Source organism: Mucilaginibacter sp. Mucisp73, from assembly GCF_059491465.1.
In genome coordinates this window covers 5,326,457-5,347,608 of the sequence record NZ_CP168507.1, presented here as the reverse complement: position 1 = coordinate 5,347,608, position 21,152 = coordinate 5,326,457, and the positions used below count along the sequence as shown (strand labels likewise).

The following is a 21,152-nucleotide window of genomic DNA, read 5'->3' as shown; positions in this document are numbered from 1 at the left end:
ACTCCTTTACCGCTTGTTTTAAACTGTGGCATCAAATAGAAATTAGAGTTTACGAGGCTCATTAGTAAGGAATTGATGTAGTTTAAAACATGTTAACTGTTTACTAACATAAACAGGGTAAAGATATGGAATTTGAATTTTTCATTGGCATCGATGTGTCCAAAAACGAATTGGACTTTGCTGTCCAGCAAGGCAGCCGGTTTTTATTCCACCAGGAAATTGCTAACGCTCCGGCAGCAATCAATACATTTCTCAAGGAGTTGGGAAAGCTTCTTGGGTTCAGCCTAAGCAAAGCTATTTTCTGCATGGAGCATACTGGTATTTATAACAACCATGCTTTGGCTTGCCTACATAAAAAGAAGGCACACATTTGCTTAGAAGCAGCTACCCAGATCAAGAACTCATTAGGGAATATCCGGGGCAAGAATGACAAGGTAGATGCCATGCGCATCGCCTGGTATGCTTATAAGGAGCGGGAAGGACTGCGTTTATGGGAGCCTAAGCGCGAAGCTGTGCAGCAACTTGCCCATCTTGCAGCTACCCGGTTACGGTTAATAACTGTTAAAAAACAGTTGAAAGTGCCACTAAAAGAGCATGTATCTTTTAGTACCAGCAAAACCAGCAAGCAGAACATACAAGCCTGTAGCCATTCCTTAAAGGCGATCGAAGGGGACATAGCCAGGACAGAGCGGGCTATTGAGGAAATTATTAAAGCGGACAAAGAATTAACCCGGATATTCAAACTGGCAACTTCAGTAAGTGGCATTGGCAAAGTAACCGCCGTACAGGTCATTGTTACTACCAATGAATTCAAGGATATTAGCGACCCTAAAAAGTTCGCTTGCTATTCAGGCGTAGCACCGTTTACAGATGACTCCGGTAAGCTTATTAAAAAGGCAAGGGTATCGCATATGGCCAACAAAAAAGTCAAAACGCTCCTACATCTTGCCGCTATAGTTGCCATACAGCATAACCAAGATCTAAAACGCTTTTACGAACGTAAGGTATTGCAGGAGAAAAAGAATAAAATGAGTGTCATTAATGCAGTTAGGAACAAACTCATATTACGCCTTTTCGCCTGCGTCAACCAAAACAGACCTTACGAAAAAAATTATCAAAAATTAGTTGCTTAAATCATAGAAATCGATAGAGCAGGGAGGGAGGAGTGCGCGGTAGGGCGAAAGAGAAATCTTTTAGGCTTTGCAGAGCGATAATGTATGATTTATACAAGGCGTATAAGATTTCTCCTCACTCCCACACGTATTCCCTCACTTGTTCGTCGAAATGACAATCAGTTTTTATTGGTCGGGAGCGATTAAGAAAGAATGTTGTATCTGAACGAGTCTTACGCCGTTTTCCTCGCCGCTGATAACTTCTTCACTTCATCCTTCGCCTTGGCAAACCACACTTTATTGCTTTTACGTTCAACCGGGCTTAACTGCGATTGTTCATTGAGCATATCGGTAAAAATTTGCCAGGCATCGTCCTCCCGGCCGGCACGGGTAAGGAACATGCCATATTCATAACGGGGCTCAAAGTAGGAGTAACGGCCCTTCATTAGTTTAAACTCATTCTCAGCCTGCTCTTCCTGGTAAGTAAGCTCAAGCGATTTGGCATATAGGATGTGCGCTTTTGAGCGTGCGAACTGTGGTAGTTTATAAAGCTTTTTAGCGATAGGAATAACCTCGTTGTACATTCCTTTTTCAAAGTATGCTACAATAAGTTGCCCCATTACATGTTCGTTTTCGGCAAAGGCGCCGGTAAGGCTGTTCTTATAGCTCTCGAGGGCTTTATCGGTAAGCCCGGCTTCCAGGTAGGCATCTGCCAATTTTACACGGTTGGCAAACGTATCGGTAAACCTAACTTCATCTTCGAGGCGTTTAATTTTGGCCCCGGGGTTGATTACTGCCTCAACGTTTATTTTGGGTGCACGGATACCGCGATTGGACAGGATCTCGCTGTAGATATAATACAAACATCCGAATAAAGGTATTACTATAAGGATCCAAAGCCATTTTTGCTGGGTACCGCGCCGTAGACTGTGAATGATACAAAATGCCTCTAATATCAATATAATATAATAATAATTGCCACCGCCGAAGTACATGCCTGTTTATGATATAAGATTTAGTAATAATCAAAAATAATGAAAATGTACCTGTAAACAAGGGCATTTATAGCTGTAAAATGATTTTTTTGCTAATTGTTTGAGTATTGGATAAACGGGATTAATCGGCAGATAAATAAAAGCCACCGGTTATTGTTGCCGGTGGCTGTATGTTAAAATAGCCCTAATTGTCCCTGGTCATCCATGTCGATATCGTCGGGGTTAGTGATCTCAAAATCGATCTTTTTAGGTGGCTTTGGCGACTCTTCAGATTGATTGGCTGGTGTTGCCGGCCCGTCTTCCTGAGAAACTACAGGCTCATCTTCATTTGTATCTGTTGATGCAAGAGTAGCTTCTTCGTTAATGTCGGTTTCGGCAGTTTCCGTTGCCTGGTTAATGCCATCACTTATCAGTTCGACTGATTTTACCGGATGTTGTGAAAGGCGGTTGCCCATGGCTTTCATTCCTTTTACATCAATAACATCTGCTAAATTCAGTTCGAGGGTTTCAGGTGTTTGATCTTTGCCTTTCAGGTGTGTCATGCTGATTACCGGCGCGGTGTGACCGATCAATACCATTTTTGATCCGGCTTCTTCACTGATCAGGCTTACCTGCTTACCAACGGCTATGTTTTCAAAAGAGAAACGCTTAACAAGATAGTTTTTGGATTTGCCTTCAATGTGTACTATCGAGAACACTGCCTGCGGCTCATACTTTTCGATAAGGATCATCTTATCATCAAAGTGGTTGTTAAGATCAAAACTGCTTAATTCATAAACGCCATTGCTGAGCACGGTGAGAATGCGGTCGTCACCATCAAATTCGCCCAGGTATTTGCCGCGGCCATCTGCGTTCAGGCGCTTTAGGATATCATCATACCAGATCTTACGTCCGGCCAGCGTTGACACACCCTTGCTTTTCAGTATGATTTTTTTAACCGGGTATTTGGTAATGATATTACCCATCGAACCGCGGCCTTTGATAGCTATAGATGCGAAATCCTCATCAAACTGTAGTTTTTTAAGTTTAGAATGAGGTTTAAGCTGTACGTTCACCACCTCGGCCTCGCCGTTAGGGTTAGCGGTAAAGTATAATACTTTTGAACCTTTGGTACCTTTGGTAAGGTCATATTCCTTATCGCGGGTTACACCCACTACCGAGAATCGTTTGATATAACTGATGCCGCTTTCGCCGTCTTTATATATCATATTATAAACGGTTCGTTCGTCATTCTTTTTAAACACTGCAACGTGAATGATGTCCTTGCCCACAAAAACCTTGTCCTGCACTTTGGTAATCATACAGCGTCCATCGCCCCTAAAAACAATGATCTCGTCAATGTCTGAGCAATCGCCAACGTATTCAACCGAGTCATCTTTCTTCAGGCCAGATCCAATAAAGCCGTCGGCCCTGTTAACATATAGCTTGATATTAGCCAATGCTACCTGTGCGGCTTCAACCTTATCAAAGGTGCGCAGTTCGGTTTTGCGCTCTCTGTCCTTACCATATTTATCCTTCAGTTTTTCGAACCAGGCAATAGTATACTCGGTAAGGTGTTTCAGGTGATGTTTTACCTGTTTTATCTCATTTTCGAGCGTTTTCATTTGCTCGTCCGCTTTCTTAACATCAAAGCGGGTGATGCTGCTCATAGGTTTATCTATCAGCTTTTTATAATCTTCGGGCTGTATGGTGCGGTAAAACTGCGGAAAGAAAGGCTCAAACAAGCGGTTCAACACTTCCAACACCACTTCAAAATTGCCCGAGTTTTCGTACTCGGGATTTTTATACATCCCTTCCTGGATAAAGATCTTAAGTAATGAACTGAAGAAGATCTTCTCCATTAAATCTTTCAGCCTGATCTCCAACTCCTGTTTGAGCAGGTCTTTGGTGAAGAATGTGCTTTCGGTAAGCATATCGTTCACGCTCATGAAGCGCGGCTTATCATCCTGTATTACGCAGGTGTTTGGCGATATGGATACCTCGCAATCGGTAAAAGCGTAAAGGGCGTCGATGGTTACATCGGGAGATATGCCTGGTGCCAGATGAATGATGATCTCTACATCCTTAGCGGTATTATCCTCAATTTTTTTGATCTTGATCTTACCCTTGTCATTGGCCGAGATCACACTATCTATCAGGCTGCCGGTAGTGGTGGTAAAAGGTATTTCGGTAATAGCGAGTGTTTTTTTATCGCGCTCAACAATTTTAGCCCTTACCCGCACCTTGCCGCCGCGCTGCCCTTCGTTGTATAAAGAAGTATCGGCCATGCCTCCTGTCGGAAAATCCGGCATGAGGTTAGGGCGTTCACCTTTTAATACGGCTATGGAAGCATCAATTAACTCAATAAAGTTATGAGGTAAGATTTTGGTAGCCAAACCTACCGCAATACCTTCGGCTCCCTGTGCAAGCAGCAAGGGGAACTTTACCGGCAGAGTAATAGGCTCTTTGTTACGGCCGTCATAGCTGGCCTGCCAAACGGTTGTATCCGGGTTAAAAACAACATCAAGCGCAAATTTTGATAAGCGCGCTTCAATATAACGGGGGGCCGCAGCCGAGTCGCCGGTTACCGGGTCGCCCCAGTTACCCTGGCAATCAATCAGCAGGTTTTTTTGACCAATCTGCACCATGGCATCACCAATAGAAGCGTCACCATGGGGGTGATATTTCATAGTGTTACCTATAACATTGGCGGCTTTGTTAAAACGCCCGTCGTCCATTTCTTTCAACGAATGCAGGATGCGGCGTTGTACGGGTTTTAAACCATCGTTGATATGGGGAACAGCCCGGTCGAGAATTACATAGGATGCATAATCAAGAAACCAATTTTCATATAACCCATCGAGTGAGGCAACGGTGTGGAGTTTTTCTTCATTAGGGTTTGGTGTATCGTTTTGATGCAGATCTTCACTCATTATTCAATAAAAACTTTTGGATTGGTAAAGATACGGATTATGTGTTGATGTGCAGATGAAGTGAACTACATTTTAATGTCTTGTTAATATTGGTTTATAACAAAATTGTTACGTTTAGGTAGGTTTGCAACAATTACCAATCACGTCCGTATTAATTATTAATGTAACAAATAATTGATTGATATTGTCGTTAAAGCATAGCGGTTATTTGAATGCGTGAGGGTGTTGATTAATTAATTTGTTTATATATTTACCTATGGTGCTTTACCCAGGTTTTTTCCTGGTTGCCCCTTAAATGAAAACTATTTTGAAGTTAACCCGGCCCTTATTGCTTATGGCTTTGTCGTTGTTGTGCTTTACAAAAAGCACAGCTCAGATAAGTCCAAGGCCGTTATATGCCCAAAATAACAAGAAACATACAACTGCGAAGGTTAAGCCTGGCTACACAAAGCCCAAAACAGCAAGTACAGATCAGTTTAAAGAATTTACCAAGCTTTTGGCTCAGGCCAATGTAATTTATACCCCACCCAGGGGGTTTAAAGAGATTCCCGCTCCCAATGATGAGGATTTTTCATTTGATTATGCGTTGCAGTTGCCGGGGCAGGATTTTGAAGTATGGTTCCAGGTAAAATCCCAGAAACAGAATTATACCAGTTATGAGCAGGGGCAATATGATATTGACCGGGAAACCGAAAATCCCGATTCGATATATATAAACATGAGCAGGGCGCACGCCATAGCCTTTACCGGCGAAAGGGATAACTTTATGCGGAGCATACCGGTTAACGTTTTAAAGAGATATAAAGCTGATGCCGGTAAGTCATACCTGTTAAACCTGCTCGATTTGCCTGCTACCAAGCATTATAAATACGCGCTGCTTATCGCATTACAGCGTAACCATACCGGCACCATTATGGCTGTTTGTTTTACTAATGATAAAGGCCCCGAGTTTTTTAAAAATGTGGACAGGGCAAGTAATTGTTTGAAGTTTAAGCCGTAGTCCTCAGTGTCATACTAAGCAAAGTTCCCCTCTTGAGAGGGGGCGGGATGGAAACGAGTAATGGCAGGGGTGTGTATTCGATTAGTTTATCAAAATAGAAACACACCCCTCCGCCCCTCTCAAGAGGAAATCACACAACCCTCTCTTTTTTCTAAGGGTTCCCAATTCCCCAATGTTGATAAGTTGATATTTGCCCTCCGTTAATTCAGGCGGGAAGTTTTATTTTTGCAGTTAGGCGTATTTTACGCTGTTTAATTTTCTACTTTATATACATGGCAGAACCAGTTAATTATAGTGAAGATAGTATCCGCTCCCTTGATTGGAAGGAGCACATTCGTTTACGCCCCGGTATGTATATTGGTAAACTGGGCGATGGCTCTGCTTATGACGATGGTGTATACGTACTGCTTAAAGAGATCATTGATAACTCGATAGACGAGTTTGTAATGGGATCGGGCCGTACCATTGAAGTGAACATGAGCGACCATAAGGTATCGGTGCGCGACTATGGCCGCGGTATCCCTTTGGGTAAAGTGATCGACTGTGTATCCAAAATAAATACAGGCGGTAAATACGATAGCAAGGCCTTTCAAAAATCGGTAGGTTTAAATGGGGTGGGTACCAAAGCGGTTAACGCACTTTCCAACTCATTTACAGTGCAATCATATCGTGACGGTCGCACCAAACTGGCCGAGTTTGCCAAAGGTGAACTGATTCGTGATGAGAGTGAAAAAGATACCACCCAGCGTAATGGTACCGCTATCAATTTTATACCCGATGATACTATTTTCAGGCATTACCGGTTTATCCCGGAGTTTGTAGAAAGTATGATCTGGAACTACGTGTTCCTGAACGCGGGCCTTACTATCAATTTTAACAATCAAAAGTATTTTTCGGAGCGCGGCCTGTATGACCTGCTTACCCGTAATACGGATGCTGAAACTTTACGGTACCCAATTATCCACCTTAAAGGCGAAGACATTGAGATAGCCATGACCCACGGTCAGCAATACGGCGAGGAATATTACTCATTTGTTAACGGTCAAAACACTACTCAGGGCGGTACGCACCAGGCCGCCTTCCGCGAGGCGGTAGTAAGAACCGTACGCGAGTTTTATAAAAAAGAGTTTGATGCTGCGGATATCAGGGCTTCAATTGTTGCGGCTATTGCCATAAAAGTTCAGGAGCCGGTTTTTGAATCGCAAACCAAAACCAAGCTGGGTTCGCAGAATGTTGGTCCGGATGGTCCGTCTGTACGTGGCTTTATTAACGATTTTGTTAAAAAGGAGCTTGATAATTATCTGCATAAAAACGCAGAAGCGGCTGATGGCTTGCTAAAAAGGATCCTGCAATCAGAACGGGAGCGTAAGGATATTGCCGGTATTAAAAAACTGGCCAACGAGCGTGCAAAAAAAGCATCATTGCATAACCGTAAACTGCGCGATTGCAAAGTGCATTTTGACGATACGCACGAACGTAAACAAGATACAACGTTGTTCATTACCGAAGGTGACTCGGCCAGTGGTTCTATCACTAAATCGCGTGATGTGATGACCCAGGCTGTGTTCAGCTTAAAAGGTAAACCCCTTAACTGCTTTGGCCTAACCAAAAAGGTAGTTTACGAAAACGAAGAATTTAACCTGCTTCAGCATGCACTGAATATTGAGGACGGCCTTGATGCTTTGCGTTACAATAACATTGTGATAGCTACCGATGCCGATGTGGACGGTATGCACATCCGCTTGTTGTTGATGACCTTTTTTCTGCAGTTTTTCCCTGATCTGGTAAAGGCCGGTCACGTTTCCATATTGCAAACACCGTTATTTCGCGTACGAAATAAAAAGGAAACCATTTATTGTTACAGCGATGAGGAACGCCGCAACGCCATAGCTAAATTGGGTAATAAACCCGAGATCACCCGCTTTAAAGGTTTAGGTGAGATCTCGCCCGAAGAATTTGGTTTGTTTATTGGTAAAGACATGCGGCTTGACCCGGTAATATTAAGAGATGCCAACGTTAAGGCACTTCTTGAATATTTTATGGGCAAAAACACTCCAGCCCGTCAAATGCATATCGTTAATAACCTGCGGGTTGAAAAGGATGATGAAACCATCAACCCAACAATAGCTAAAGAAACTGAGACTGAGGAAGAGTTGCAGGTGGCAGTATAAACCTTGATTTGCCTGATTGGAGGATTTCCTTGAGTTGCTTAACATATGAGGATACTTTAATCAGGCAGTTTTTTATCATGGAAATCAAATAATCCTAAAAATCAGGGTTCTTATTGAAAAATTTCCTTATCTTGTTTCCCCCGATTTTTTAACATCGGTTGATAATATATGATAAGTCACGAAATTAAAATAGCCTTTGACGAATATGAGTCACTGGCCGATCTTGATAAAGCCGACAGGCAACTGTGCCTTGAAGCACAGAAAGCGTTAAAAAATTCCCATTCTCCATATTCCAAATTCCGTGTTGGCGCGGCACTTCGTTTGCAAAGCGGTAGAATTATTTATGGCAGTAACCAGGAAAATGTTGCCTATCCATCAGGTTTATGTGCCGAACGTGTAGCATTGTTTAACTGGGGCGCCAACCATCCCGACGATCCTATTGAGGCTATGGCGGTAACCGCACATTCGGATGATTTTCCTATTGTAAAACCAATTACCTCTTGCGGATCATGTTTACAGGTATTAGCTGAATGCGAAAAGCAGCAAAATCAATCAATAAAAATTATATTGCATGCCGAAGATGGACCGGTTTGGATCATCAAAGGCATTGAAAACCAATTGCCGTTTTTATTTTTTGAAGAACGTATAGCTACTCCATAATGAAACTGAAGTTTTTTTTACTCTTCATCGGTATTGCATTCAGCGCCGGTGTATCGGCGCAACAGGGCTTCCCGTTTGATAATGAGATCAGGGCATTTAAACACGAGGATAGCCTGAGCTTTCCAAAACCAGGTGGTATTTTATTTATCGGCAGTTCATCTATCCGTATGTGGACTGATCTGGAGCAACGTTTTGCTGGTAAGCCAATCATCAGAAGAGGGGTAGGCGGTTGTGAATTATCGCAGATAGCTGATTACTACACGCCGTATATCCTGTTTCCTTATAAGCCGCGCAAAATTTTTGTTTATGCAGGTGAAAACGATATTTCAGCCGGTAAATCGGCACAGGCTGTAGTAGCTTCATTTGCAAAACTGTGGGAGTTGATCCATGAGAAATTGCCAAATGCTGAGGTGTATTTTATGTCAATAAAGCCGAGTCCGGTGAGGGCGAAATATTATGATGTAGTTTACGCGGCTAATGAGCTGGTAAAAAATTACCTTAAAGGAAAACCAAAAAGTTATTATGTCGACCTGGTGCCGTCTATTTATAAACCGGGTACTACTCAGCCCGATTCAAGCTTGTTTAATGACGACTATCTGCACTTAAATAGTAAAGGTTATGACAAATGGCAAAAAGTACTTGATCCACTGGTGAAATAAAATAAAAAATTTCCACACTAATTTTTACGTATTAATCGAATTACACGAATCTTAAATTGACTCAATTCGTGTAATTCGATTAATTGTGGATAGCTCGGAAAGCATTTGTGTGAAAATTTTTCAGTATGTTTTTTAGTAAAACAGTTCGAATTATTTAAAACGCGATTTCCCTGACGGGGGCTAATAAAAAAGGCCCCGCACCAACGGGGCCTTTACCTACTTACATATTAAACACTAAACTAAAACTTACTTATTTAAAAACGCTGTACACGTTTGTAATTTTCCAGCCGCTGCCGGTGTTAGTAACGGTTACATAGTTGCTGCGGGTAAAAGTGCTGTATTTCATATCAACTTTTACTACAGCAAGGTCATTATTGCTTTCAACAATTGAAGTGCTGGTAATGCAATCCTGCTCGGTATTTTTATTGGCTTTTAACAAGTCAACTACTTCAGTTTTGGTAAAACTTAATACTTTAGTACCGCGTAACATGCTGAATTTTGCCGATTGATCTACCACTTCGTTAAAGCCCTGTATTTTGCCGCGGGTCATGGCATCTATATAAGTGTTGATGGCGTAGTTTTTGGTTAAATTATCGCCTTCAATTTTATTTGTTGCTTTTGCTGCAGTGCCTATTACTAATAAGGCTAAGCCAAGCATGATTGATTTTAAGGTTTTCATATTGTTGTTGTTTTTTAGGTTTTTAACTTTTAAATTGTTTTTATACTCATAAGACATCGCTACCATGCATTACGTTACAGCCTCTACAACTAAATATGACGATTTAACAAACATTTAACATTTTCGCATATTTTTTAGTGATGATGATAACAATATGCTATTAAATAATACTTATGGTTGATTTTAATACCATTATTTTACAGTTTGCCGAACAGGGCGAAAAAACCGGATGGACCTACATCGAAATTCCCGCCGATGTGGCGCAGGAAATGAAACCCGGAAATAAAAAATCGTTCCGTGTAAAGGGTAAACTGGATGAGTTTGAGGTGCGTGGTATGGCCCTGATGCCAATGGGCGAAGGGAATTTTATCATGGCCCTGCGCCGGGAAATCTGTAAAGCAATCCATAAACATCGCGGGGCCATGCTCCGGGTGCGTCTTGAGCCCGATGATGATTTTAAATACATCGTTCCGGGTGACTTGCTGGAGTGCTTTGAATATGAACCTGAAGGCGGCGAGTTTTTCAATAGCTTGACCGGAAGCCACCGGGGATATTTTATAAAATGGATTGAGAGTGCCAAAACCGAAGTTACCCGCGCTAACCGTATAGCACAAACCGTTAACGCCATGGTGCGCCGTATGGATTACGGGCAAATGCTGCGCGCGCAAAAAAAAGCAAGGGAGTAACTGTGTAGTGTATCAGCTGTAATAAATTTGATGATTAATAATTATTAATGGAAATCCCTTCATTTAAACTTAACGGTCGCATCTGGATAGAAATGGACGAGGAAAAAGTACTTGGCCATGGCCGGGTCGAGTTACTTGAGCGGATCCATGCCTCCGGCTCCATCAGGCAGGCCGCGCTGCAAATGAAAATGTCATACAAGCAGGCCTGGGATTTAGTTAACCACATGAACGACGGTTTTAAGCAGCCGCTGGTAATTTCAAAAAGAGGGGGAAAGGGTGGTGGAGTAGCCTTGCTTACACCATTTGGGCTGGAAATTATCGGGGAGTTTAAAGATCTGCAGCAAAAATTCTCTCAATTTTTAGAAAGTAATAGCAAAAAGTAAAAGTTTTTTCTGGGTTTAGTATTGAAAATTAAAAAACGGTATTCGTGGTGGATTGATTTGTCGATCCTATTCTGCATTTTTGCGTTGTGTTTTTTAAAATATAACGAAATCGCTATATGATATAAACGTTTTGCAGATCTACAGCAATCAACAAATAACTAACATCAGCCATGAAAAAATATACCCTTGTATTGTTTTTACTGATTGTCGGTTTAGCAACCCATGCCCAAACCGCAACTAAAGAGTCAGTAGTAAATGTAACCGGAGAGGTAACAAATCCACTATCCATTGGCCCTGCCGAGTTGCAGCAATACAAGCAAACCACAGTTACCCGTAAGGACAGGGACGGAAAAGTCCGCATCTATTCGGGCGTAATTGTATCCGAAATACTGACTAAAGCAGGTGTTACCCTGGACGCCGACTTACATGGTAAAAACCTGGTCAAGTATCTTTTAGTTGAAGCCAGTGACGGCTACCAGGTACTTTTTACCCTTACCGAACTGGACAAAGGTTTTACCGATCGTACCATTATCCTTGCCGATAAAGTTGATGGCCAGCCGCTGGCTCCGGCTGATGGTCCGTTCCGAATTATTGTTCAGGACGAAAAAAAGCCTGCACGTTGTATAAAACAGGTAACTGCTATGAAGGTGATGTTTGCGAAGTAAATCTTGCTTTGTTAATTCATTCTGTTTAGATGGAACATAGGCAGCGTTCAAGTATCGTGAACAAAAATGAATTGGCGCAAATTGTATTCAATCACAAAATTAAACAGCTTGCAATAGCTAACGGTGAAAGTATTGAAATATTTAGCCCATAATAATTATGCAGGAATGTTACAGATAAATTGCTGCTGAATGCTATCTTAGTTCGTTAATTAATTTAAACCTTTCATGATTCCATATAGCCAGGCTGTAGAACAACTCGAAGAAGAGAAACCTAAAATATACACCCTTAACTCAATCAGGGTAGCAACATTTATATTCGGGCCATTAGCCGCGGGGTATTTGGTATCTCAGAACTACAAAGCGTTTAATCAGAAAGATAAATCAACCACAACCTGGATAATTGCCGTTGTCGCATTGATCGCAATTATTGGCCTGGCTGTTATTACTTCAAATACAGAGCGGTTTCCAAGATTTATATTTCCATTGGCTTATGCCTGGGGGACTTTCCTGCTTGTACAAAAGTTTCAGGGCGAACAAATGAAGGAACATTTTGCTGCTGGAGGTAAAACTTTTACTATATGGCGTGCGTTGCTTGCCGGTCTGATTTGTCTAATTGTGACACTGGCAGCCATATTTTTGATTCTTTTAATGATACCTGGTGCTCTTGAAGAATAGGAGCATGAGAGTTTCTTAATAGATCATGAACTATCAAACTATATCGTAGGGTATATATAATCTCTGAACAGCGAGCCAGCACCAGAGGTGCTAAAGGTTTGTAGAAAATGAAATGAACAGATTTTCAGCGTGCCAGAGGTACGCAACTCCCGTGTTGTATACCCTGGCTCGGTTAACTTACTCCACTTCTTCCATCAGGGTATTAAACATCACAAACTTTTCGTTAAATTTTTCCTGGTGGGTAGCTTGAAATTTGTGCAGGTGGTTCATGTAAAACTGCTGAAAATGCTCAATGCTATCAGCATTGTATTGAATACAGTAGGTAACCCCTTCGTTTGGCGAATCAATAACAGTCAGGATGCGGTACGAACTGAAATGCCCGGTAGCCATGATAGCCGGAATATGGATGGTTTTGATATAGTTAAGCCATTCGTCATGAATGGTTTCGTCAATTATTATGGTATCGTTGTATACAATCATTTTCAAAAATAATCATTTTAGATCAGTCATTAAATCATTTGGTCATTATGTCATTGGTCAGGCATAAAAGTAAAGTCCGTTTGCTAAGTAATAACCTAATGACGCAATGAAACAATGTCCTATCAGGACGCATCCGGTTTATCGCCCCTTAATACTCTGAAACGTTTGCGGGCTTCGTTGATCCAGAGGCTGCCGGGATAATCAGTTATGATTTTTTGGTAGTAGTTCCTGGCAGTGGTTTTATCGTTCAACCTGTTTTCATAAATGTCGCCTAACATAAATACGGCATCATCAGCCCAGAGATCGGCGGGGTGCTCTTCAACAATTTTCTTTAATAAAGGTACCGCTCCGGCATAATCCTTCTGCTGGATCAGAATGCGAGATTTTGACATCATGATATCATCATCTAAAGCATTATTCGGGAACTTTTTGCCAATACTGTCTAATATCATTACTGCCTTTTCGGGATTTTGGGCAAAAATCTGCAAATCGGCCCGGGCGTACACTTTAAGCGCCGACCCGCTGCTATCGGCAGCAAGATTATCCTGGATCAGCAGCAATAGGTTAAGTGCATCATTTGCTATTAATTGCGATGTGGAAACTTTCAGCACATCCAACTGTCCCTTTGCCCAGGTGAAATCTCCGGTATAATAAGCCATTTTCGCGTTTCTGAATAAAGCATCCTGCCCAATGGCAGTAGCCGGGAAATCTTTCTCAACCTGGCTGTAAAGCAGCGTGGCTTCCCAGGGTTGGTTGTTAAGCAGGTAAATATCGCCTAAATCAAGCTTGCAATCGGCTAACAGGTTTGGCCTGATATCATTTAGCCTGGTAGCTTCTTCCAGCAGTTTTTGGGCGTCCTTAAGTTTGTGAAGCTTAAAGGCTTGCAGGTTGGCCAGTTTTTGCATGGCAAAAGCGGTGCTGCTGTTACGGCCAAATTCGGTGAGCAGGTCGTTATAATCCTTTTCAAGTCCAAGCAAATCTTCGGGCAGGTATTTGCCCGATGTTACTTTCAGGTTTTTGGTGTTGATCAGCTCAATCTTTGAGGGGATGTATAAGGAGGTTGTTTTCCCTTTGCTGATAATGTATTCATATCCGCGGATGGCTTCGTCATAAGCCTCATTGGCGATGAAGGTACGGCAGAGGTCATAGATGCTGTTACCATCGTCATTTTGCCGGCGACTTAAGGCAAGTGCCTGGTTAAGGGCCAGATCAAATTCTTTTTGCTGCAGGTATTGCCAGGTAAGCAGATCGGCATAAATGGTTTGCTGCGGATCTTTTTGGATGCGCCTCAGTAAAGCTGTTTTAAGCATATCATAATCAGCGCTACCCTCGTATACATTTGAAAAAGCATTTTCGGCCTGGTTTATAAAATTGGGGTTTTGAGGTAAAAAGTTCAGGTATTCGTCGGTGAGGGATATTTTGTCGCGCTTAAAACGGTAAAGGTTAATAAGCTCATAAGTAAATATGTTATCATTTTTAAGCAGTTTCCGTCCTTGCTGAAAAATTTTGATTGCATAATCAATATTAGCGCTTTGGTAAAATTGGGATGCCAGGGCGGCTATTTCACCCTGGTCGGCCGGGAGGCTTTTGATCAGGTCGTCATAAATAGCGTCAGCTTTGGCCATATTGCCTTCCTGCGTGTAAATGTTACCCAGCATTATAGCATACTGGCGATCATCAGGATGGCGGCGGATCAGTTTTTTGGTGATGCTTTCGGCTTCATCAAATTTTTTAAGGTTGAGCAATGTATTTACGTATACGCTATAGTAATTCTCGTTGTTTTGCTTGTATAACTTTTGATAAATTTCGAGTGCTTTTTGCGGTTCGCCGTTAGCATTGTATTGCCTGGCCAGCAGCAGTTCATTGTCCTGTGCAAGCAGCCTGCCGCTAAAGCAAAAAGCAATAATAATAACAATATATAAAGCCCTCATCTGTTCAAAAATAATCAATTAATAGGATTGCTTAAGCCGGTTTGACATATTATTTATATAACGGTATATAAGGGTAAAATTGTAGTGACATCTTGATAACATCGAACTTATTTATCTAATTTGAGTACGTGAATAAAATGGGGTATTTGTAGCTATGTTGAGCCGGGTCAGATTTTTTCTTATTGTGAGTTGCATTGTCGTCTTCTTTTCCTGCAACAGGAGTAAAGTAAGGCAAATACCTATTATTGACTTTTTTAAAACACCCGAAAGGAGCTTTTACCGAATTTCGCCCGATGGTAAATATGTTTCATACCTTAAGCCATTTAAAGATAAGCAAAACATATTTATACAGTCATTAGCCGATGGTAAAGAGCGGATGGTTACCCAATTTGAAGACTATTCAATCAGAGGGGATTATTTCTGGACTTATAATAACCAGCTTGTTTTTTCGCAGGATCTTATAGCTACCGATTCGGTTAAGATGTATGCCTTTGATGTGGCTACCGATAAAAGCCGTATTATATTATCGCTCGGTAATGTGAGGATAGGCCTGGTTAACCGTAACCGGCAGCAGCCAGATATCATCACCATTAAAACCAATGAGCGCGACCCCGGTAACTTTGACGTGTACCGCCTCAACGTAAAAACCGGCGAAATGAAGACTTACCTGCTTAACCCGGGTAATATTACTGAGTGGTTTGCAGATGCCGACGGCAGGATCAGGCTTGAAAGGGCATCAGACGGGGTTAACGAAACCATCTTATTCCGCGCCGATGAGGATAAGCCCTTTAAGCCTATAATCGAAAATAATTTTAAGAATGCAGTAAGGCCTATAGCTTTTACAGGTATAAAAAATTATTTCTATGCGCTATCAAACGTAAACCGCGATAAGATGGCCCTGGTTGAGATTAATGCGGAGAATGGCAAGGAAGAAAGGACAATTTTTAGTTGCAGCAAAGCGGATATCACCAGTTTTGAATATTCAAAAAATAAACACCGGATAGAGTTTACCGGCTGGGACGAATCAATGCCGCGTAAGCATTTTCTGGCACCTGATGTTGAGCAGATGTATCAAACCATTCAGCAACAGCTTAAGGGTAATGAGATCAGGGTGGTTGACCGCGACAGCTCTGAGAATAAATTTATCCTCAACACTTACACCGACCGTAATCCCGGTTCATACTATCTTTTTGAAAAAAACAATGGCAGGTTAACCAAGCTAAGCGATATTAACTCAAGCCTTGCACCTGCCGAATTATGCGCCATGAAACCTATATCATACCATGCGCGCGATGGCTTGCTGATTAATGGTTATTTAACCTTACCAAGGGGCGATAAAAATGAAAACTACCCTGTAGTAGTTATGCCGCACGACGGCCCGTGGGGACGCGATACCTGGGGATATGATGACCAGGTGCAGTTTTTAGCCAATCGTGGGTATGCCGTGTTCCAGGTTAATTACCGCGGATCAACAGGCTATGGCAAGGCCTTTCGAAGTGCGGGATATAAACAGGTAGGCGGCAAAATTCAGGACGATATTACCGATGGGGTACGCTGGCTTATTGATACTAAAGTTGCAAACCCTAAAAAGATTGCCATTTTTGGCGGGCGTTTTGGCGGCTTTTCAGCGCTTTATGGTGTGTCTTTTCATCCCGAGTTATATAGTTGTGCGGTGGTACAATACGGCCTTATTAACTTTTTCACCTATATCAAAGATGCACCGCCGTTTGTTAAGCCTTATTTAAAAATGACTTACGAAATGGTTGGCAACCCCGAAACTGACGCAGATCAGTTGCGGGCCATATCGCCGGTTTTTCATACCGATAAAATTAAGGTACCTTTAATCATATTCCAGGGTGCCAAAGATCAGCGGGCTAATATCAGCGAGCTTAACCAGTTTGTACGCGAGCTGCGTAAACGTAACGTTGATGTGAAATATTTTTTAAAACCCAATGAACGTGCATATTTCAGGAGCGAACATAACCGTATGGAAATGTATGCCGAAATAGAGAAGTTTTTGGATAAGAATATGCGGGTTAAACCATAAGCCGACATGGCATTACAGAAAAACGCTTACCGGCAAAACTTTACGCTGATCACCATTTTCCTGGTGTTCATTTCCATAACTTTTGTGGTAGCCCTGTTTATATCTTATAATCTCACCGCCAAGTATGTTGAAAATGAGTTTTCCTCAAAAAAGGTTGAGGTACTGGAACAAACCATTAAACCTTATTATGACTTTTTTCAGAATAAAATTCCCGAAATAACTTCATACCAGGGTTTCCTTGATTCAGCGTCGGCAGGTAAATATGCGGCCTCTGTTTTTCATGATTATAATTTTGTGCGCCGGGTTATCTTTTATGATGCCCTCATTGGCGGCAAAACTACGATGACCGTACGTAAAAATAATTTGAACATAGCTGCTAAGGCGGTTTATCAGTATTGGCACGTTAATGACAAGGTGTACGGGGCCGAGCAGCGGAGAACAGTCAATGAAGATGATTTCAGAGAGATGGCTATTAAATTAAGTAATTATATAGCCTTTTCAGATACATCACGCGTATCAAGTCAGGATGAACTTTTTAAAGCTTTTTGGGATGTGAAACCCGACAAGATCAGTTATACCAATGTTCTCAGGCGCGAGGATGTACGTATCTATCGTGACATGCAAATGTTGGGTAACAGCAAAGGGGCTTCATACAAGCAAAACATGATGACCTTTTACCTCGACCCGTACCTGATCAAGGTGAAAAATACGCATCCCGAGCTGTACGAAAATGTATCTATTCAACCCGTAGTATATGACCCTATTGACAGTGAGGGCGATAAACTGATAACCGAGGTGTCATTACCAGTGGCTTTTTCTGATTATAAGCTCTTCTTTAGCTCGGCGCAGGGTTATTTAACTGCCGAAATTAACCGCCGCTTTATGCCTATCGGAGCTATTGTATTATTAATGACCCTGTTTTTAATGCTGATAGGCTGGCTTATATACCGTAACCTGAACGTGAATATGAAACTGTTCAAGCTTCAGTATGATTTTATCAACAACTTTACCCACGAGTTTAAAACACCGGTAAGTGTAATCAAAATAGCCGGTTCAAATTTGCGTGGCGATGGCGAACTTACCGAAAGGCAGCGCCGTCATTATGGCAAAATATTGGATGAGGAAGCTGATAAGCTCAATGAGCTCATGAACAAGCTGCTTTCCTTTACGCAGATTGAAAATAAATCCATTACTTTAAAAGAGGAAGAAATTGATATAGAGAGCTTTATTAGCCGGTATATTGATACCTTTAAAATAAAGTACGCTGATTTTAATATTAAATTTAAAATCAACAGGGTTGAAACTTTTTATACTGATCCTGTATTATTAGGGAGTGTTTTTCAAAACCTTATTGAAAATGCATACAAGTATTCGCACCCTCAGCAAAAGGAGTTGTTCATCAATATTTCACAGGAAAAGCGCAATATTGTGTTTTCGTTTGCTGATAAGGGGATAGGGATACCAAAAAATGAACTGAATAATGTTTTTAAGAAGTTTTACAGAATAGAAAACCAATACAATCAAAACGGGAGCGTTGGCCTGGGTTTGGCATTTTGTAAAGAACTGGTTAATTTTATGAACGGTGATATAACTGTTTACAGTAAGGTTAACGAAGGTTCGGAATTTATAGTTACGCTTCCATACGAAAATTAAGATATGAACAAAGAAATTAAAATTGCGCTGGTTGAAGATGACGAGAACCTGCGTTTCCTGGTTTCAGAGCGTTTGCAATCAGAGGGGTACAAGGTACTGGAAGCCGGTAATGGCAATGAAGCCGAAACCATGATATTGGCCGAGCAGCCTGATATTGTACTGTTAGACTGGATGCTGCCCGGCAAACCGGGCTCGGAAGTTTGCGGCAATATCCGCGAAAAAGGGTTCGATAAACTCATCATTATGATGACCGCTAAGGCCCAGGATGTTGACAAGATAGAAGCCTATAACTTTGGGGTATCTGACTATATCACCAAACCATATAACATGGACGTATTGGTGGCCCTGATTGAAAACAAGATCAAGTTTTCTCTTAACAGCGAAAAGCCCGAATCGTACCGTTTTGCCAACATGGAGCACCTGCCTAACACGCACCTGCTTATCCGCGATGGCCGTAAGATAGAGCTAACTATCCTCGAAAACAGGATCCTGCTTTATTTTCTCAAAAACAAAAACAAGGTTATCAACCGCGAGGAGCTAATGATGGAGGTTTGGGGTTATAACGCCGATGTAAATACCCGCACCCTGGATATGCACATCGTTCGCTTACGTAAAAAAATAGAAACCAATGCCGATTCGCCGCAGTACCTACAAACTGTAAGGGGGATAGGATATAAGTTTGTTTATAACCAGTAATTTTCAGTTTGCAGTTTTAAGTAGGCTGTTTGCAGTTCTGTAAATGAGCCCTTAAAAATTTGTGGTTGAGAGCGAAGCTCGGCAACCGTACGGAAATAGAGCAGCGCTGTATAACATGCAATGCTTCATCGTTCCTCTTGTTCATAACAAGTTGTAGAACCCAGACTTGCGAAGTTTTTAAAACTTCGCAAGTCTTCAACGGCTTCGTTCGTTACAGCGATCATCTTATACAGTCTTCTTGTACACCTTGGCCACAATAAAATCTCCAAAAAATGTTTTATCATCAATTACACTATATCCTTCAGCGTCAAAGCGCTTTTCAATAGCCGGTAACCTGCTGGCTTCTATCCCGCAAAGCAACCTGAAAAAAACAAACATGCTTCTGAGTAGTAAATTTTGCCACCAACGACCGGTAAGTTGAAAATCAGCATTAAGCCACAAACCACCGGTTTTGAGCAGGTTGTGCAAATGGTTAAAAACATTATCAACCGTTTTATCCACGAAATTATCGAACAAAAAGGGGGTGATTATAACGTCAAAATTGGCAATGAGCTTTACGTTTTCAACAGCATCATTAATAAAAGTCACTGTGTTTTGGCCAGTTTGCCTCTTTTGCGAGAGTGCAGTCATATTAGCTGAGATCTCCACATAGGTAATATCTAAGCCTGATGGATGTATTTTGGTAAGCTCTTCCAGGATCCAGCCTGTGCCGCCGCCTGCTATGAGTATTTTACTTTTTAGCGGAATAAAGCCTAATAAATAAACCTGCGCGTTTATCAAAGCTTTGCCGTAAACTATTCTTGAAAGCCGATCATAAAACCATGCCGAGTTGTTATAATTGGCAGCCATGTTTTAATGGAGGAAATATTTAACAGCATTGAATACTATTACAATTACGTACTGTAAGATCAGTACCCCATCCATATAAAAAAAGTAATAATACTCGTTTTTTTCCCAGGCCGATCTGAAGATGAGCCAGCCGGTAAGGAACATAGTAAATGTGAGTGCAAAGAAATCAAGGCTAAAGCCATTTTGCCTGAACAGGAACATGAGTACAATGTAGCCGGTGAGCAATACCTGGCAAAACAGATAGGCATTTTTTTCGCCCCAAACTACCGGGATGGTCTTAAGGCCTACTTTACGGTCGTCGAAAAGGTCCCGGATATCAAAAGGTATTGTCAGCGCTCCTATAAATAAAAAGCGTTTGGCTATGAGTATGGTAGTATCGCGCATGCTGATATCGGTTAGATGATTATGCATTGATTCCAATACCGGGAACAGTACACAGCTCATTGTCCATACCAGGGTTATTAAAAACGGTTTTAAACCGGGGATATTTCTTAAACCAAATTTATGATCGCCTACACTGAACAATGGTAAACCATAACCAAACGATAAAACGCTCAGAAATATGAGCAGGATCTTGGATTCGGTAGTGATGATAAAGAACAGCGGGATCAGAGACAGCAGCGAAACTATAGTAAAGGTCACCATCAGCCTATAGTGTGCAAAAAACCATCGCACCCTTTTGTAAGGCGACCGTTGTGGTTTAGTTGGACGGGTGATGAGGATACAAAAATTATAGATACCCAGTGTTGAAGTAAATAACAAGCCCAAAACAGGGAACACTGGTTTTGATCCTATTAAGTGAAAGGTTAACAAGGCCTGTGCTACAGCACAAAGCGACATGAAAATATTACTGAAGAGCAGAAAATCTAATACAGACTGTAGTAATTTCTTCATCGGTA

The 21,152-nt window shown here is 41.6% G+C and carries 19 protein-coding genes; 12 read left to right on the top strand and 7 right to left on the bottom strand.

The features are described 5' to 3' along the window. The first annotated feature begins 125 nt into the window (after nucleotides 1-125). The gene (locus ACEN82_RS22030; protein ID WP_495644001.1) at nucleotides 126-1,133 is read left to right on the top strand and encodes an IS110 family RNA-guided transposase; all 1,008 of its coding nucleotides are present in this window, start codon (nucleotides 126-128) and stop codon (nucleotides 1,131-1,133) included. 212 nt (nucleotides 1,134-1,345) lie between these two features. On the opposite strand, the gene ACEN82_RS22025 is transcribed toward ACEN82_RS22030, so the two are convergent. Then, nucleotides 1,346-2,107 (bottom strand): hypothetical protein, encoded by a 762-nt coding sequence (locus ACEN82_RS22025; RefSeq protein WP_373615188.1) that lies wholly within the window; start codon nucleotides 2,105-2,107, stop codon nucleotides 1,346-1,348. Nucleotides 2,108-2,280: 173 nt separating this feature from the next. Beyond that, complete coding sequence (locus ACEN82_RS22020; protein ID WP_413322530.1) at nucleotides 2,281-5,019, bottom strand: DNA gyrase/topoisomerase IV subunit A; 2,739 nt, start codon at nucleotides 5,017-5,019, stop codon at nucleotides 2,281-2,283. Between the two features lie 295 nt (nucleotides 5,020-5,314). Between ACEN82_RS22020 and ACEN82_RS22015 the strand changes: the two genes are divergently transcribed. The 4 genes from ACEN82_RS22015 to ACEN82_RS22000 all read left to right on the top strand — a co-directional run bounded on the left by ACEN82_RS22015 (nucleotide 5,315) and on the right by ACEN82_RS22000 (nucleotide 9,509). Further along, entirely contained in the window at nucleotides 5,315-6,019 is a 705-nt protein-coding gene (locus ACEN82_RS22015; protein ID WP_413322529.1) for a hypothetical protein, read from the top strand. A gap of 272 nt (nucleotides 6,020-6,291) precedes the next feature. Further along, a complete protein-coding gene (locus ACEN82_RS22010; RefSeq protein WP_413322528.1) occupies nucleotides 6,292-8,190 on the top strand; it encodes a DNA topoisomerase IV subunit B in 1,899 nt (632 codons plus the stop codon). 168 nt (nucleotides 8,191-8,358) lie between these two features. Further along, nucleotides 8,359-8,850, top strand: a complete 492-nt coding sequence (locus tag ACEN82_RS22005; RefSeq protein WP_413322527.1) for a cytidine deaminase — start codon at nucleotides 8,359-8,361, stop codon at nucleotides 8,848-8,850. Then, nucleotides 8,850-9,509, top strand: a complete 660-nt coding sequence (locus tag ACEN82_RS22000; RefSeq protein WP_413322526.1) for a GDSL-type esterase/lipase family protein — start codon at nucleotides 8,850-8,852, stop codon at nucleotides 9,507-9,509. The genes ACEN82_RS22005 and ACEN82_RS22000 overlap by 1 nt, the downstream gene beginning before the upstream one ends. A 250-nt stretch (nucleotides 9,510-9,759) precedes the next feature. On the opposite strand, the gene ACEN82_RS21995 is transcribed toward ACEN82_RS22000, so the two are convergent. Next, a complete protein-coding gene (locus ACEN82_RS21995) occupies nucleotides 9,760-10,188 on the bottom strand; it encodes a nuclear transport factor 2 family protein (protein WP_413322525.1) in 429 nt (142 codons plus the stop codon). Between the two features lie 173 nt (nucleotides 10,189-10,361). On the opposite strand from ACEN82_RS21995, the gene ACEN82_RS21990 reads away from it, so the two are divergent. The 4 genes from ACEN82_RS21990 (at nucleotide 10,362) to ACEN82_RS21975 (ending at nucleotide 12,597) form a co-directional block, all read left to right on the top strand. After that, nucleotides 10,362-10,874, top strand: coding sequence for a YdeI/OmpD-associated family protein (locus ACEN82_RS21990; RefSeq protein ID WP_413322524.1), 513 nt, complete (start codon nucleotides 10,362-10,364; stop codon nucleotides 10,872-10,874). Nucleotides 10,875-10,921: 47 nt separating this feature from the next. Then, nucleotides 10,922-11,257: a winged helix-turn-helix domain-containing protein gene (locus tag ACEN82_RS21985; protein ID WP_413322523.1), complete on the top strand. Its 336-nt coding sequence runs from the start codon at nucleotides 10,922-10,924 to the stop codon at nucleotides 11,255-11,257. A gap of 170 nt (nucleotides 11,258-11,427) precedes the next feature. Beyond that, a complete protein-coding gene (locus tag ACEN82_RS21980) occupies nucleotides 11,428-11,922 on the top strand; it encodes a molybdopterin-dependent oxidoreductase (RefSeq protein WP_413322522.1) in 495 nt (164 codons plus the stop codon). 225 nt (nucleotides 11,923-12,147) lie between these two features. Further along, complete coding sequence (locus tag ACEN82_RS21975; RefSeq protein WP_413322521.1) at nucleotides 12,148-12,597, top strand: hypothetical protein; 450 nt, start codon at nucleotides 12,148-12,150, stop codon at nucleotides 12,595-12,597. A gap of 177 nt (nucleotides 12,598-12,774) precedes the next feature. On the opposite strand, the gene ACEN82_RS21970 is transcribed toward ACEN82_RS21975, so the two are convergent. Next, entirely contained in the window at nucleotides 12,775-13,077 is a 303-nt protein-coding gene (locus ACEN82_RS21970) for a DUF4286 family protein (protein WP_090530427.1), read from the bottom strand. Between the two features lie 122 nt (nucleotides 13,078-13,199). Next, nucleotides 13,200-15,008: a tetratricopeptide repeat protein gene (locus tag ACEN82_RS21965; protein WP_413322520.1), complete on the bottom strand. Its 1,809-nt coding sequence runs from the start codon at nucleotides 15,006-15,008 to the stop codon at nucleotides 13,200-13,202. A 184-nt stretch (nucleotides 15,009-15,192) separates the two neighbouring features. On the opposite strand from ACEN82_RS21965, the gene ACEN82_RS21960 reads away from it, so the two are divergent. Genes ACEN82_RS21960 through ACEN82_RS21950 form a run of 3 tightly spaced genes read left to right on the top strand, consistent with a single transcriptional unit; the run spans nucleotide 15,193 to nucleotide 19,404 of the window. Next, nucleotides 15,193-17,055 (top strand): S9 family peptidase, encoded by a 1,863-nt coding sequence (locus ACEN82_RS21960; RefSeq protein WP_413322519.1) that lies wholly within the window; start codon nucleotides 15,193-15,195, stop codon nucleotides 17,053-17,055. A 6-nt stretch (nucleotides 17,056-17,061) separates the two neighbouring features. Beyond that, nucleotides 17,062-18,708, top strand: a complete 1,647-nt coding sequence (locus tag ACEN82_RS21955; protein ID WP_413322518.1) for a sensor histidine kinase — start codon at nucleotides 17,062-17,064, stop codon at nucleotides 18,706-18,708. A 3-nt stretch (nucleotides 18,709-18,711) separates the two neighbouring features. Then, nucleotides 18,712-19,404 carry a response regulator transcription factor gene (locus ACEN82_RS21950; protein ID WP_090530416.1) on the top strand — a complete coding sequence of 231 codons (693 nt, stop codon included), beginning with the start codon at nucleotides 18,712-18,714 and terminating at the stop codon, nucleotides 19,402-19,404. A gap of 225 nt (nucleotides 19,405-19,629) precedes the next feature. Here ACEN82_RS21950 and ACEN82_RS21945 read toward each other — a convergent pair whose 3' ends face one another. Next, complete coding sequence (locus tag ACEN82_RS21945; protein ID WP_413322517.1) at nucleotides 19,630-20,253, bottom strand: class I SAM-dependent methyltransferase; 624 nt, start codon at nucleotides 20,251-20,253, stop codon at nucleotides 19,630-19,632. A gap of 3 nt (nucleotides 20,254-20,256) precedes the next feature. Continuing rightward, on the bottom strand, nucleotides 20,257-21,147 hold the full coding sequence (locus tag ACEN82_RS21940; RefSeq protein ID WP_413322516.1) for a UbiA prenyltransferase family protein: 891 nt from the start codon (nucleotides 21,145-21,147) through the stop codon (nucleotides 20,257-20,259). Between the last annotated feature and the right edge of the window lie 5 nt (nucleotides 21,148-21,152).

What these genes read in the sequence shown, in the direction of transcription:
- ACEN82_RS21985 (WP_413322523.1), top strand. Translation starts at nt 10,922, where the DNA reads ATGGAAATCCCTTCATTTAAACTTAACGGTCGCATCTGGATAGAAATG.
- ACEN82_RS22005 (WP_413322527.1), top strand. Translation starts at nt 8,359, where the DNA reads ATGATAAGTCACGAAATTAAAATAGCCTTTGACGAATATGAGTCACTG.
- ACEN82_RS21965 (WP_413322520.1), bottom strand. Translation starts at nt 15,008, where the DNA reads ATGAGGGCTTTATATATTGTTATTATTATTGCTTTTTGCTTTAGCGGC.
- ACEN82_RS21980 (WP_413322522.1), top strand. Translation starts at nt 11,428, where the DNA reads ATGAAAAAATATACCCTTGTATTGTTTTTACTGATTGTCGGTTTAGCA.
- ACEN82_RS21995 (WP_413322525.1), bottom strand. Translation starts at nt 10,188, where the DNA reads ATGAAAACCTTAAAATCAATCATGCTTGGCTTAGCCTTATTAGTAATA.
- ACEN82_RS22020 (WP_413322530.1), bottom strand. Translation starts at nt 5,019, where the DNA reads ATGAGTGAAGATCTGCATCAAAACGATACACCAAACCCTAATGAAGAA.
- ACEN82_RS21950 (WP_090530416.1), top strand. Translation starts at nt 18,712, where the DNA reads ATGAACAAAGAAATTAAAATTGCGCTGGTTGAAGATGACGAGAACCTG.
- ACEN82_RS22030 (WP_495644001.1), top strand. Translation starts at nt 126, where the DNA reads ATGGAATTTGAATTTTTCATTGGCATCGATGTGTCCAAAAACGAATTG.
- ACEN82_RS21945 (WP_413322517.1), bottom strand. Translation starts at nt 20,253, where the DNA reads ATGGCTGCCAATTATAACAACTCGGCATGGTTTTATGATCGGCTTTCA.
- ACEN82_RS22025 (WP_373615188.1), bottom strand. Translation starts at nt 2,107, where the DNA reads ATGTACTTCGGCGGTGGCAATTATTATTATATTATATTGATATTAGAG.
- ACEN82_RS21970 (WP_090530427.1), bottom strand. Translation starts at nt 13,077, where the DNA reads ATGATTGTATACAACGATACCATAATAATTGACGAAACCATTCATGAC.
- ACEN82_RS21955 (WP_413322518.1), top strand. Translation starts at nt 17,062, where the DNA reads ATGGCATTACAGAAAAACGCTTACCGGCAAAACTTTACGCTGATCACC.
- ACEN82_RS21975 (WP_413322521.1), top strand. Translation starts at nt 12,148, where the DNA reads ATGATTCCATATAGCCAGGCTGTAGAACAACTCGAAGAAGAGAAACCT.
- ACEN82_RS22000 (WP_413322526.1), top strand. Translation starts at nt 8,850, where the DNA reads ATGAAACTGAAGTTTTTTTTACTCTTCATCGGTATTGCATTCAGCGCC.
- ACEN82_RS22010 (WP_413322528.1), top strand. Translation starts at nt 6,292, where the DNA reads ATGGCAGAACCAGTTAATTATAGTGAAGATAGTATCCGCTCCCTTGAT.
- ACEN82_RS21940 (WP_413322516.1), bottom strand. Translation starts at nt 21,147, where the DNA reads ATGAAGAAATTACTACAGTCTGTATTAGATTTTCTGCTCTTCAGTAAT.
- ACEN82_RS21990 (WP_413322524.1), top strand. Translation starts at nt 10,362, where the DNA reads ATGGTTGATTTTAATACCATTATTTTACAGTTTGCCGAACAGGGCGAA.
- ACEN82_RS22015 (WP_413322529.1), top strand. Translation starts at nt 5,315, where the DNA reads ATGAAAACTATTTTGAAGTTAACCCGGCCCTTATTGCTTATGGCTTTG.